This window comes from Streptomyces sp. NPDC001507, assembly GCF_042894765.1.
Classification (GTDB): Bacteria; Actinomycetota; Actinomycetes; order Streptomycetales; family Streptomycetaceae; genus Streptomyces.
On sequence record NZ_JBIAVV010000001.1, the window covers coordinates 672,426 to 685,784 of the forward strand.

The window sequence follows — 13,359 nt, forward strand, 5'->3', positions numbered from 1 at the left end:
GCCCGTTGAGGGTCCTGCGCGCCGCAGGGGAACAGGGGTGGGTGCCTCGATGGTCTCGAACGTGAACGCCACGCCCGTCATGGGCCGCCGGGGACTCTACTGGCGGAGCGGTGCCTGCCTGGTGCTGCTGCTCGGCGCGGGCTGGCTGGTCCGGGGGCACTGGCCGGTCGTGGTGCACGGGGCGGCGCGGCTCGCCGGCGCCGACCAGAGGTGGCTGCTGGTGGCGGCCGTGGCGGCGGCCGGGACCTGGGCGTCCTCCGCGCTCGCCCAGCAGGGCGCGGTCACCCGCCGGCTGCCCGGCGGCCGGCTGGTCGCCGCACAGTTCGCGGCGTCGGCCGCCAACCACGTGCTGCCCGCCGGGCTCGGTGCGGGCGCGGTGAACCTGCGGTTCCTGATGCGCTGCGGGATCACGGCGGGCCGCGGTGCGTCGGCCCTCGCGGTCAAGGCCGCCTCCGGGGCCGTGGTCCGGTTGGCGTTGATCGCCGTGCTCGCCCCCGCATGCCCGGGATTGCTGCAGATCCCGCACGTGTCCGCAGTCGCGCTGCTCGCCGTGGCCGCCGCGGCCGCCATGGGCGTGGTGCTGCTCCGGGTCCGGGTGTGGCCCCGCTGCCGGGGAGCGGTGGCCGTGGTGGCCGCCGACATCCGGGCCCTGCACGCCCGTCCGGTCCGCGCGGCCGCGCTGTGGGGCGGTTCGCTGGCCTTCGCCGGACTGCACGCGCTGGTGCTCTTCGCCGTCACCCGGGCGGTCGGACTGCCGCTGCCCCCGGCCCGGGTGGCGCTGCTCTACCTCGCCGCCAGCGGCGCCGCCGCGCTGCTGCCCACCCCGGGCGGCCTCGGCTCCCTCGACGCGGCCCTCGCGTTCGCCCTGACCGCCTCCGGGGCACCGGCCACCGCGGCCGCCTCCGCCGTACTCGGCTACCGGCTGCTCACCATGTGGCTGCCGCTGCTGCCGGGCCTGCTGGTGCTCGGCCTGCTGGTCCGGCGCCGGGCACTGTGACGACGACTCGGCGGCCGGCTGCCCCGGCCCCGGCCGGGGACCTGACCCGGGAGCCGGCCGGCCGGCGCCGCACCCGCCCGGACGGGCCGGGCGCCACGCCCTGACTCAGGGTGCGGCCACCGGTCTCTCCGGAACGCCGTCCCGCGCCCACGCGTCCGGAACCCACCGGGCCGCCAGGCACGCGCAGAACCCGAGCCACCCGGCCGCGAACAGCCAGCCGCCGAGCACGTCGGTGCACCAGTGCACACCGAGGAACACCCGGGTGGCCCCCACGGCGAGCCCCCAGCAGGCGACGGCCGCGCACCACGGGCCGCGGCCGTGCGGGGCCCTCGTCCAGATCGCGAGGACGACCAGGCCGGCGGCGAGCGCGGCGGTGGTGGTGTGGCCGGACGGGAAGGAATAGCCGGAGGCCGACGTCTGCCAGTCGGCCTGCGGCGGCCGGGGCCGCGCGACCAGCTCCATCACGCCCCACCGGACCGTCTGGCCCAGGGCGAGGCAGCCCGCGCCGAGCAGCGCGGCGACCAGCCGCTGTCGCCGGGTGCGGCCCACGACCAGCCCCACCGCCACGACCAGGGCGTACGGCACGACCCCGGTGCCGGTCGTGGTGATCCCCCGGGCCGCGGCCACGGCCACGTCGGTCCGGTGGCGGAGGGACCAGGCCAGCAGGGTGCGGTCCGGCGCGAGCGGGGTGCCGTGCCGGCCCGCCACCACCAGCGCGAGCACGGCGAACGCCGCCCAGGCCCCGAGCGCGACACTCCCCGCGAACTCCGCGGTCCTCTTGCGGTCCATGACGCCGACGACGGCCCCCTCGGTGTGACGAGCTGCAACGCGAGTGATGACTACGTACCTGTAGACGGTCTACCCGAATGTAGACGATTGCTGTCCCGTCGGTGTTCCCGGGTGTGCGCGTCGGCGGCCGGCCGCGGCTTTTACCGCACCATTGCCAGTTCATGACCGACTGACTACATGGGTGTAGTCATCATGGTCGGCGGAGTAAGGCATGCCTTCACTAAGTTCGAAGCCAAGGGGCGGGGACGGGCCTGCCGGGGAGGGCTGCGGCCGATGTGGGACGACGCGTTTCCGAGTTTCCTGATCGGACTGAGGGAAGGTCTTGAGGCCGGGCTGATCGTGTCGATCCTCGTCGCCACGCTGGTGCGGGCCGGGGCCAAGAAGCGGCTGCCGCAGGTGTGGACGGGTGTCCTGGCCGCGATCGCGCTGGCGATGAGCTTCGGCGCGGTCCTCACCTTCACCGCCGCCTCCCTCTCCGCGACCGCCCAGGAGGCCTTCGGCGGCACCCTCAGCGTGATCGCGGTCGCCTTCGTCACCGCGATGGTCTTCTGGATGCGCCGCTCGGCCCGCAGCCTCTCCGGGGAGATCAAGGAGAAGGTCACCGGCGCCCTGGCCATGGGCTCGGGCGTGCTGGTCCTGACCTCGTTCCTCGCCGTCGGCCGCGAGGGCCTGGAGACCGCGCTGTTCCTGTGGACCACCGCCCGGGCGGCCGGCGAGTCCGCGGGGCCGCTGACCGGCGCCGGGATCGGCCTGGTCCTGGCGGCCGGCCTCTGCTGGGGCCTGTACCGCCGGGTACTGAAGATCAACCTCACGAAGTTCTTCACCTTCACCGGCGCCGTCCTGATCGTGATCGCGGCCGGCGTCCTCGGCTACGGGCTCCGCGACCTCCAGGAGGGCGGCGTCCTCCCTGGCAACACCGCCTACGCCTTCGACCTCGGCAGCCACATCGACGCGGGCTCCTGGTACAGCACCCTCGTCCAGGGTGTCCTCAACATCACGCCGACGATGACCTGGCTGCAGGTGGCCGGGTACGTCGGCTACCTGGCCGTCGTCATGACCCTGTTCGTGCGCGGAGTGCGGACGTCCGTACCGAAGCCGGCCGCCCAGCGGAACGAGCCGACCGCTGCCGCGAACCGGCCGGAGTCGAAGCCGGAGCCGCAGCCGGTCGAGGGTGCGGCCGAGGCGGAGTCCGCTGCCGGCGGATCCGTGCCGGATCCCGGCGCGGAGGGGCTCGTCGAGCCGCGGCCTGAGCCCGCCGCAGGGGAGCCCGGACCGCAGGCGCGGCCGGACCTCGCCGCCGGCCGGCCGGAGCCGGGCCCGAAGGCCGCCGGGCGGCCGTGGCGCAGGCCCGCCTGGGTGGTGCCCGTCGCCGTGGTCGCCGTCCCCGCCGTGGTCGCCGGACTCGTCGTCGCCCTGGCCCGGCCCAAGCCGGGCGGCGGGCAGACCGTCGCCGTCTCCGCAACCGAGTGCGGCAAGGGCTTCACCGCGCCCAAGCCGGGCCGCCAGACCTTCCAGATGCAGAACACCGGCGACAAGACCTCCGAGGTGTACCTGATCGACCCGAGCAGCAACGCGGTCTACGGCGAGATCGAGGGCCTCGCCCCCGGCACCACCCGCGACCTGGTCGCCACGGTCGCCGGCGGCACCTACGCCTGGCGCTGTGTCCCCTCCACCGGCAAGGCCGTCACCTCCAGGTCGGTCACCGTCAGCGGCGGCACGGGCAGCACCAAGGCGGTCGTACCCGTCTCCGAGAACGACCTCGCGGCGCCCCTGGAGGCGTACAAGGCGTACGTCGAACAGGGCCTGGCCACCCTCGTCGCCCAGACCCGCACGCTCGACGCCGACATCGCGGGCAACCACCTCGCCCAGGCGCGCACCGACTGGCTGGCCGCCCACCTCACCTACTCCTCCCTCGGCGCCGCCTACGGCACCTTCGAGGACTACGACCAGAAGATCAACGGCCGTGCCGACGGCCTGCCGGGCGGGGTGGCCGACAAGGACTTCGCCGGGTTCCACCGGGTCGAGTACGGGCTGTGGCACGCGCAGACCGCCGGACAGCTGAAGGCTCCGGTCCAGGCGCTCGCCGACGCGGCGGCCGGGCTGCAGAAGGCGTTCCCCGCCCAGGACTTCGCCCGGGGCGACCTGCCGCTGCGCGCCCACGAGATCCTGGAGAACACCCTCCAGTTCGAGCTGACCGCCGACACCGACGAGGGCAGCGGCACCAACCTCGCCACCGCGAACGCCAACCTCGCCGGTACCCGCGAGCTGCTCACCGTGCTGCGGCCGCTGCTGACCACCCGGGCGCCGCAGCTGCTCCCGGCCGTCGACGCGGACATCGCCCGTCTCCAGCAGCTCCTGGACGCCGAGCACCAAGGCGCGAGCTGGACCCCGGTCGAGCAGGTCGACACCGTCACCCGGCAGCGGATCACCGGCGCCACCGGACAGCTCCTGGAAGACCTCGCCCCGGTGCCGGACCTCCTGGAGATCAGGAAGTCCGCCTGATGAACCCCGCACAGCACCCGCACCCGTACGACGAAGGGAACCCTCCGATGTCCGCTGCCGACACCCCGTCCTGCCCGATGGGCACGGGCCGCCGCTCCTTCGTGCGGACGGCACTGGGCGCCGGCGCCGCGGGCGCGGTCCTGGCCGGCGGCGGCTTCGCGCTGAGCCAGGCCGGGGGCACCGCCGAGGCCAGGGCCGCGGACGCGACCGGCACCGCGAAGGTCCCCTTCCACGGCACCCACCAGGCGGGCATCCTCACCCCCGCCCCGGCGGCCGCCACCTTCGTCTCCCTCGACGTCATCGCCGAGAGCCGGCAGGAGCTCGCCGACCTGCTGAAGACGATCACCGAGCGGGCCCGCTTCCTCACCTCCGGCGGCGCCCCCGAGGACCTCGGTGTCGGCGCACCGCCCGCCGACAACGGCATCCTCGGCCCCGAGGTCCCCTCCGACGCGCTCACCGTCACCGTCGGCGTCGGCGCCTCCCTGTTCGACGACCGCTACGGCCTGGCGAAGGCCAAGCCGGCCCGGCTGACCCCGATGCGGACCTTCCCCAACGACAACCTGAAGCCCGCCGAGTGCCACGGCGACCTCTCCCTCCAGATCTGCGCCAACAGCACCGACACCGTCCTGCACGCACTGCGGGACATCACCAGGCACACCCGTGGCGCCATGCAGATCAAGTGGCGGATCGACGGGTTCCAGAACGCCCCGCGGCCGACCGGCGCCCAGCGCAACCTGCTCGGCTTCAAGGACGGCATCGCCAATCCGGACGTCACCTCGGCCCGGGAGACCAACCGGCTCATATGGGTCGGTGCCGGGCAGGGTGAGCCCGCCTGGACGGCGGGCGGCAGCTACCAGGTGGTCCGGATCATCCGGATGCTCGTCGAGTTCTGGGACCGGGTCTCGCTGAGCGAGCAGGAGCTGATGTTCGGCCGCCGCAAGGACACCGGCGCCCCGCTGGACGGCGCCAAGGAGACCGACATCCCGAACTACGCCAGGGACCCGAAGGGCAACGCCATCCCGCTGGACGCCCACATCCGGCTCGCCAACCCGCGCACCGCGAAGACGGACAGCTCCCGCATCCTGCGCCGCGGCTACAACTACGACCGGGGCGTGGACGGCGTCGGCAACCTCGACATGGGCCTGGTCTTCTGCTGCTACCAGCAGGACGTCCAGCGCCAGTTCGAGGCCACCCAGACCCGGCTCATCGACGAGCCGCTCGTCGACTACATCTCCCCGACCGGAGGCGGCTACTTCTTCGCCCTGCCGGGCGTGCAGGACGCCAAGGACTGGCTGGGGAGCGGACTGCTGGCGGCCTGACCGGCCTTTACCTTCTCATGACGTTCTCTTGGTGAAGGCCTGTCGCGGGCCTTGCTGCGAACCATGTGCAAGTACGGGAGGATGGCACAAGGCTGCCGATGGCAGCTGCCCATCGCTCGACCGAAGGATGTCACCTCCCGATGACGGCCGCCCCTGGTTCCGCTCCGTCCCTCCCCGCCCAGGCCGAGACCAAGCGCTCGGCCTGGCGCCGTGTCCGCGGCTCCATGACACGCCAGGAGTGGATCAGGGTCGGCGGGATGGCGGGCTTCGTGCTGGCCCTGCACGTCATCGGCTGGGGCACCCTGGTCGGGATCATCGCGCCGCAGCACTTCAGCGTGGGCACCGAGTCCTTCGGCATAGGCATCGGCGTGACCGCGTACACGCTGGGCATGCGGCACGCCTTCGACGCCGACCACATCGCGGCCATCGACAACACCACCCGCAAGCTGATGGGGGAGGGCCAGCGGCCGCTGTCGGTCGGCTTCTGGTTCTCCCTCGGCCACTCCAGCATCGTCTTCGGCCTCTCCCTGCTGCTCTCGTTCGGGATGAAGGCCGTGGCCGGACCCGTCCAGAACGACAAATCGAACCTCCACGACGTGACCAGCCTGATCGGTACGACGGTCTCGGGCACCTTCCTCTACCTCATCGCCGGCATCAACCTCGTCATCCTGGCCGGCATCTGGAAGGTCTTCCGGCAGATGCGCTCCGGCGCCTACGACGAGGCCGCCCTGGAGACCCAGCTCAACAACCGCGGTTTCATGAACCGGCTCCTCGGCCGGGTCACCGGCTCGATCAGCAAGCCCTGGCAGATGTACCCGCTCGGGCTCCTCTTCGGCCTCGGCTTCGACACCGCCACGGAGATCGCCCTGCTGGTCCTCGCCGGCTCCGGCGCCGCCTCCGGCCTGCCCTGGTACGCCATCCTGACCCTGCCGGTGCTCTTCGCGGCCGGCATGTCGCTCCTGGACACCATCGACGGCTCGTTCATGAACTTCGCCTACGAGTGGGCGTTCTCCAAGCCGGTCCGCAAGGTCTACTACAACCTCACCATCACGGGCCTGTCCGTGGCCGTCGCCCTGATCATCGGCACGGTCGAACTCCTCGGCCTGCTCGCCGACAAGCTGGACCTGCACGGCCTCTTCTGGGACTGGGTCGCCGGGCTCGACCTCAACACCGTCGGCTTCGTCATCGTCGGCCTCTTCTTCGTCACCTGGGCGATCGCGCTGGTCGTGTGGAAGGCGGGCCGCATCGAGGAGAAGTGGACCAGCGGCCTCGCCGAGCAGACCGAGGGCTGAGCAGTGCCCCGTAAGGGGCGGCGTATCAACCACGCATCTTCAGATCCGCCCGCCACTTGATGATCTGCTTCTCCGCGTCACCCGTGTACGACCACGGCGTGCGGGTCGCACGCCGCCCCTGGAGCCGCAGCAGCTCCACGGCGAGTTCCATGACGCCCGCCTGGCAGGCCGCGTGCGTCAGGTGGTTGAGGTCCCGCAGCTCGCCGGGAGCGACCGGGCCCTCGGGGCGCTGGGCGATCCAGCGCTCCCAGGTGCGCCGTACGTCGCTGACCGCGCCGTCGTGCTTCCAGTGCTGGCTGAGCGCGACCGCGTTCTGCTGTCCCTGCGCCGCGTCCAGGGCGTACCGGAACTCCTCGACGCGGGCGTACTGCACCAGGACGGGCAGCGCGCAGCCCGGCGGGGCGACCCCGGCCGCGTCCCGGGCGAAGTCGTACATCAGGCCGTGCGTGCCGTGCCAGCGCGCCGAGTAGTAGTGGAGCACCTGGAGGTGGCCCTCCACGTTGTAGGGGTCGCGCCGGTGCAGTTCGTCCCACCAGCGGGCGAGTTCCTGCCGGCGCACCCCGGTCGGGTACAGCCGGGCCACCGAGATCAGCGAGACCCAGGGGGTCGGGTCCTGCGGGTACGCGTCGGCGGCGGCCAGGCAGGCCAGCACGGCGGTGTCGATCCGGGCCCGGTCGATCGGGACGCCCCGGCCCGCCGAGATGGCCAGGGTGAACGCCCGGGCCGTCTCGGTCGCCGCCCGCAGCACCAGCGCGTCGGCGCCGTGCGGCTCGGCGGCCAGCCAGGACTCCGCCGTCGAGTTGCCCGCGCAGGCCTGCGCCAGCAGCCGGACCCGGTGCCCCCGGGCCAGCCAGTCCGGGCCGGTGGTCCGGAGCAGATCCCTGAGGCCCTGCCAGCGGCCGATGACGATGTCCTGCCGGGCCGAGGTGAGGGATGCGTCCCCGCAGTCCGGGTCGAAGTCGGGGGCGAAACGGTCGCGCGCCATCTGACTCGTACCTCAGAAGTCGGTGGGGAGGCCTTCGTAAGCCCGGGCGTGCACGGTGGCGGGTTCGTCGGGGACGTAGTCGGCCTCGACCGTGCGGGTGGCGTCCAGCTTGGCCGGCCGGTAGTAGTCGCTGCCCTGCTTCCAGTACCAGAGCATCGGGACCAGGCCGGCGGCCAGGCCGCCGATGCCGATCGCGATGGCCGCGGTGCTCAGCTCGCCCAGTGACTCGACGAAGATCCAGAACATGAACACCGCGCCGCACAGCGGCCACAGGCCGCCGAGCAGGAAGTTGCCGGCCGACCTGAAGAGCGTCTTGCGGTAGGCCACGACCACCGCGAGGCCCGCGAGGCCGTAGTAGACGGCGATCTGCAGGCCGATCGCCTTGATGGCGTCATCGAGGATCTCACCCACCGAGCCCAGTGCGTTGGAGGCGATGAACAGGGTCAGCGCCACCGCGCCGACCACGCCGATCGCCACGTGCGGGGTGTTCCAGGTGCGGTGCACCCGGCCCAGCGCGGTCGGCATCGTCCGGTCGCGGCCCATCGCGAACAGCGAGCGGGTGACCTGGATGAGCGTCGTCTCCAGGGTCGCGATGGTGGACAGCAGCACGGCGGCGATGAGCAGCTTGCCGCCCCAGCCCGGCCAGATCTCCTCGCCCAGCACGCCCAGCACGTTGGCCTTGTTCGCATCGATCTGGTCCGAGGAGAGGATGACGTTCGCGGCTATGGTGAACACCTCGAAGAGGGCGAAGACGATGCCGACGCCGATCAGGCCCGCGAGGCCGGTGGTGTGGCGGGAGTTCCGGGTCTCCTCGCTGAGATTGCTGGTGACGTCCCAGCCCCAGTAGTAGAAGGCGGCGATGAGCGCGCCCGAGGCGAAGCCGGAGACGCCGTCGAAGTGCGAGAAGCCGAGCCAGGACCAGTCGAAGCTGCGGGCGTTGCCGGTGTGGAAGAGGGCCAGCACCGCGAAGAGCAGCAGGATCGCCAGCTCGATGCCGGACATCAGCAGCTGGGCGCGGACGGTGAGGCGGGCGCCGCCGAGCACCACCGCCAGCATGACCAGGAACCAGGCGGCGCCGACCACCGTGGACAGGGCCACGTTGTCGGCGAGGTCCGCGTCGAACAGGGACAGGGTCATCGACCCGGCCGGCAGGGAGCCGGCCACCATGAAGATGGTCGCGGACACCACCAGCGCCCAGCCGCTGACGAAGCCGAGGAACGGGTGCAGGGTGCGCCCCACCCAGGAGTAGCTCGCGCCCGCGTTCACGTCGATCCGGCCGAGGTAGCTGAAGGCGAGCGCGATGCCCAGCATCGGTATCGCACACCACAGCAGGGCGGCCGGACTGGCCAGCCCCACCGCCCCGGCCAGCACCGCGGTGGTCGCGGCCAGCGAGTACGCCGGTGCGCTGCCCGCGACGGCCATGACCACGGTGTCGGACGTGCCCAGGGCGTTGGCCTGGAGCCCTCTGCCCCTGTTGTTGCTCATGGTTGTGCTGCTTTCCGGTCGTGCAGGGCGCACGGGAGTGCAGACCCGCGGCGGTACGGGTGGGGGGTGCACGACCTGCCCCGCACCCGGTGAGGGATGGCCTCGGGCAAGGACCGGTCGGAAGAGAAAGGGTGGGTGAGGGCCGCATGCCCAGAGTCGGCGAACGGTCACACCGCGTGTGTGGGTGTGACTATAGCGGCACGCTTTGACCTTTCAAGCTGACCGACCAGTAATCACATATGCCACTTGGTGCCGACAACTCTCACACCGGAAGCAGCGGTTCCTCCGGCCCCTCAGTCCTCCAGCCGGTCGAGCTGCCGCAGTTTGTTGGTGGCGTCCAGGGCCGCAACCTTGTACGACTCCGCGAGCGTCGGGTAGTTGAACACCGCGTCCACCAGGTAGTCGACCGTGCCACCGCAACCCATCACCGACTGACCGATATGGATCAGTTCTGTCGCTCCGGTACCGAAGCAGTGCACACCGAGCAGCCGCCGGTCCTCGGGAGAGACCAGGAGCTTGAGCATGCCGTGCGAGTCGCCGATGATCTGGCCCCGGGCCAGCTCCCGGTAGCGGGCCACTCCGACCTCGAACGGCACGCTGTCCGCGGTGAGTTGGTCCTCGGTCCGGCCGACGAAGCTGATCTCGGGAATCGTGTAGATGCCGATGGGCTGGAGATTGTCCATCTGCCCGACCGGTTCCCCGTACGCGTGGTAGGCGGCGACCCGGCCCTGTTCCATCGAGGTCGCCGCGAGCGCCGGGAAGCCGATGACGTCGCCCACGGCGTAGATGTGCGGCACCTCGGTGCGGAAGTGCTCGTCCACCTTGATCCGGCCGCGCCGGTCCGCGGACAGGCCCGCCCTGTCCAGGTCGAGTCCGTCGGTCAGGCCCTGCCGGCCCGCCGAGTACATCACCGTGTCCGCCGGTATCTTCTTGCCGCTCTCCAGCACGGTCAGCGTGCCCCGCGCATGCCGCTCGACGGCGGCGACCGTCTCCCCGAACCGGAAGGTGACGGCCAGGTCCCGCAGGTGGTACTTGAGCGACTCGACGACCTCGACGTCGCACATGTCGAGCATGGCCGCGCGCTTCTCGACGACGGTGACCTTGCTGCCGAGCGCGGCGAACATGCTGGCGTACTCCATGCCGATGACGCCGGCCCCGACGATGACCATGGAGCGCGGGACCCGCTCCAGCGACAGCACGTTGTCCGAGTCCATGATGGTGCGGCCGTCGAACTCGACGCTGTCCGGCCGGGCCGGCCGGGTGCCGGTCGCGATGATGATGTGCTCGGCGGTCAACAGCCGTTCATTGCCGTTGGGTTCGCGCAGGGCGACGGTGTGCGGGTCGACGAACCGGCCGGTGCCGGAGCAGAGGGTGACGTGGTTGCGGGAGAGCTGGTTGCGGATGACGTCCACCTCGCGGCTGACCACGTGCTGGGTGCGCGCGGTCAGGTCGGCGACGGTGATGTCCTCCTTCAGCCGGTAGCTCTGGCCGTACAGGTCGCGCTGGGTCAGGCCGGTCAGGTAGAGGACCGCCTCGCGCAGGGTCTTGGACGGGATGGTCCCGGTGTGGATGGACACGCCGCCGACCATGTCGGGGCTGTCCACGACGGCGACCCGGCGGCCGAGTTTGGCCGCCGCGATGGCGGCCTTCTGGCCGCCGGGTCCGGAACCGATGACGAGCATGTCGAAGTCGGGCACCCTGCGAAGTCTGTCAGCAGCCGCCCCCGCTTCGAAAGGGTGAACGGGCAACCTTCCCGTGAAATCCGGTGGGGGCCAGGCCCGTTGCGCGTCTCACCGGCCCCGCGGGCCGCCGGGGTCAGGGCAGGAGCCGCTCGACGCAGTTCGGCCCTTCGCGCTCCATCTTCTTCCTGGCCCATTCCAGGGTCTCCGGGGTGACGTCCCGGCCCGACGCCATCACCAGGTCCTCGGGCGCCACCCCGGTGCCGGGGGCGCTGTGCAGCAGGGAGTCCGGGGTGGCGCGGTCGTCGGACGACCGGGACGCTTCGGGTTCTGAGGTCGACATGGTCCCTCCTTCGCGGAGCGGGGGTGCACACTTTCACGATTGCCCGCCCGGCCGCACCCCGCATCCCGGGAAGGAATTCGCCCCTTTTAGGTTGTAAGGTGACCGTACATCCGTTCCGGGGAGGCCGTCACGATGGCCGAGCAGGCGTTTTACCAGAATGCGCCCGGGAGCCCCCGCTACCTGCCGATCGCCGAGCACGGACTGATCGGCGATCTGCGCAGCGTGGCCCTGGTCGGCAGCAACGGCACGATCGACTGGTACTGCAGCCCGTCCTTCGACGCCCCCAGCGTCTTCGCGGCCGTGCTGGACGCCGAGCGCGGCGGCTTCTTCGCGCTGGCCGCCTCCGTGCCGGCCCGGACCAAGCAGTTCTACTTCCCCGACACGAACGTGCTGATCACCCGGTTCTTCACCGACGAGGGGGTCGGCGAGGTCCAGGACTTCATGCCGGTGACGGGGGAGTCGCAGGAGTGCGCGCGCCACCGGCTGATCCGCCGGGTGCTGTGCGTGCGCGGCACCGTGCCCTTCCGGGTCCGGGTGGCCCCCCGCTTCAACTACGGCGCCGACCCGCACACCCTGTGCATGCTCGGTGACACCGCGCTGTTCGAGTCCGCGGACAAGTCCCTGCTGCTCACCTCGACGGTGGCCCTGGAGAGCGACGGGCCGGACGCCTGCGCCGACTTCAAGCTCACCGAGGGCGAGTCGGCCGTCTTCGCCCTCGACCAGGCCGGCGAGGACATCGCCCCCCGCGGTTGCGCCCGCGCCGAGGCCGAGCAGCAGTTCGAGACCACGGTCTGCTTCTGGCGGCGCTGGCTCCACCAGTCCCGCTACCGGGGCCGCTGGCGCGAGATGGTGCACCGCTCGGCGCTCACCCTGAAGCTGCTCACCTACGCCCCCACCGGCGCCATCGTCGCGGCACCCACCACCAGCCTGCCCGAGCAGTTCGGCGGCGAGCGGAACTGGGACTACCGCTACGTCTGGATCCGCGACGCCGCCTTCGCCGTCTACGCCCTGCTGCGGCTCGGCTTCAGCAGCGAGGCCGCGGCCTTCATGAAGTTCGTGACCACCTACATCAGCCCCGGCGACGGCTTCGCCTCCGGCCCGCTGCAGATCATGTACGGCATCGACGGCCGCTCCGACCTGCCCGAACGCGAGCTGACCCACCTGGAGGGCCACTGCGGCTCGGCCCCGGTACGGGTCGGCAACGACGCGGCCGGCCAGCTCCAGCTGGACATCTACGGCGCCCTCATCGACTCGATCTACCTCTACGACAAATGGGCCGAGCCCATCTCCAGCGCCCAGTGGGACGACGTCACCCGCCTCGTGGGCTGGGTCTGTGACCACTGGGACCAGCCCGACGAGGGCGTGTGGGAGACCCGTGGCGGCCGCAAGAACTTCCTGTACTCGCGGCTGATGTGCTGGGTCGCCATCGAGCGGGCGATCCGCCTCGCCAACCGGCGCGGCCTGCCCGCCGACCTGCCCCGCTGGCGGCAGGCCCGCGACACCATCTACCGGCGGATCATGGACCGCGGCTGGTCCGAGCGGCGCGGCGCCTTCGTCCAGTACGAGGGCGGCGACGTCCTGGACGCCTCGCTGCTCATGATGCCCCTGGCCAAGTTCATCGCCCCGACCGACCCCAAGTGGCTGTCCACCCTGGACGCGCTCACCGAGGACCTGGTCTCCGACTCCCTCGTCTACCGCTACGACCCGCAGGCCAGCCCCGACGGCCTCCGAGGCGACGAGGGCACCTTCTCGATCTGCTCCTTCTGGTACGTGGAGGCCCTGGTGCGCGCCGGACGCGTCGACGAGGCCCGGCTCGCCTTCGAGAAGATGCTCACCTACGCCAACCACCTCGGCCTGTACGCCGAGGAGATCGGCCGCACCGGTGAGCAACAGGGCAACTTCCCGCAGGCGTTCACGCACCTCGCCCTCATCAGCGCCGCCTTCAACCTGGACCGCGCGCTGGGCTGA

10 protein-coding genes are annotated in these 13,359 nt (G+C 71.7%); 5 read left to right on the forward strand and 5 right to left on the reverse strand.

Annotated elements, in window-relative coordinates; genetic code table 11:
• The first annotated feature begins 49 nt into the window (after positions 1-49).
• Positions 50-997 (forward strand): lysylphosphatidylglycerol synthase domain-containing protein, encoded by a 948-nt coding sequence (locus ACFY0K_RS03140; RefSeq protein ID WP_390638319.1) that lies wholly within the window; start codon positions 50-52, stop codon positions 995-997.
• A 105-nt stretch (positions 998-1,102) separates the two neighbouring features.
• On the opposite strand, the gene ACFY0K_RS03145 is transcribed toward ACFY0K_RS03140, so the two are convergent.
• Positions 1,103-1,786, reverse strand: coding sequence for a phosphatase PAP2 family protein (locus ACFY0K_RS03145; RefSeq protein WP_390638320.1), 684 nt, complete (start codon positions 1,784-1,786; stop codon positions 1,103-1,105).
• Between the two features lie 273 nt (positions 1,787-2,059).
• On the opposite strand from ACFY0K_RS03145, the gene efeU reads away from it, so the two are divergent.
• From efeU to ACFY0K_RS03160, 3 genes are all read left to right on the forward strand, one after another.
• On the forward strand, positions 2,060-4,288 hold the full coding sequence (gene efeU / locus ACFY0K_RS03150) for an iron uptake transporter permease EfeU (protein ID WP_390638321.1): 2,229 nt from the start codon (positions 2,060-2,062) through the stop codon (positions 4,286-4,288).
• 47 nt (positions 4,289-4,335) lie between these two features.
• Positions 4,336-5,607: an iron uptake transporter deferrochelatase/peroxidase subunit gene (gene efeB, locus ACFY0K_RS03155; protein WP_390638322.1), complete on the forward strand. Its 1,272-nt coding sequence runs from the start codon at positions 4,336-4,338 to the stop codon at positions 5,605-5,607.
• A gap of 140 nt (positions 5,608-5,747) precedes the next feature.
• Positions 5,748-6,899, forward strand: coding sequence for a HoxN/HupN/NixA family nickel/cobalt transporter (locus tag ACFY0K_RS03160; RefSeq protein WP_390638323.1), 1,152 nt, complete (start codon positions 5,748-5,750; stop codon positions 6,897-6,899).
• Positions 6,900-6,924: 25 nt separating this feature from the next.
• Here ACFY0K_RS03160 and ACFY0K_RS03165 read toward each other — a convergent pair whose 3' ends face one another.
• The 4 genes from ACFY0K_RS03165 to ACFY0K_RS03180 all read right to left on the reverse strand — a co-directional run bounded on the left by ACFY0K_RS03165 (position 6,925) and on the right by ACFY0K_RS03180 (position 11,391).
• Positions 6,925-7,884, reverse strand: coding sequence for a hypothetical protein (locus ACFY0K_RS03165; RefSeq protein WP_390638324.1), 960 nt, complete (start codon positions 7,882-7,884; stop codon positions 6,925-6,927).
• Between the two features lie 12 nt (positions 7,885-7,896).
• Complete coding sequence (locus ACFY0K_RS03170) at positions 7,897-9,369, reverse strand: APC family permease (protein WP_390638325.1); 1,473 nt, start codon at positions 9,367-9,369, stop codon at positions 7,897-7,899.
• A 293-nt stretch (positions 9,370-9,662) separates the two neighbouring features.
• Positions 9,663-11,066 carry a Si-specific NAD(P)(+) transhydrogenase gene (sthA, locus tag ACFY0K_RS03175; protein ID WP_388712962.1) on the reverse strand — a complete coding sequence of 468 codons (1,404 nt, stop codon included), beginning with the start codon at positions 11,064-11,066 and terminating at the stop codon, positions 9,663-9,665.
• A 118-nt stretch (positions 11,067-11,184) separates the two neighbouring features.
• Positions 11,185-11,391, reverse strand: coding sequence for a hypothetical protein (locus ACFY0K_RS03180; RefSeq protein ID WP_390638326.1), 207 nt, complete (start codon positions 11,389-11,391; stop codon positions 11,185-11,187).
• 132 nt (positions 11,392-11,523) lie between these two features.
• Between ACFY0K_RS03180 and ACFY0K_RS03185 the strand changes: the two genes are divergently transcribed.
• Positions 11,524-13,359, forward strand: coding sequence for a glycoside hydrolase family 15 protein (locus tag ACFY0K_RS03185; RefSeq protein WP_390638327.1), 1,836 nt, complete (start codon positions 11,524-11,526; stop codon positions 13,357-13,359).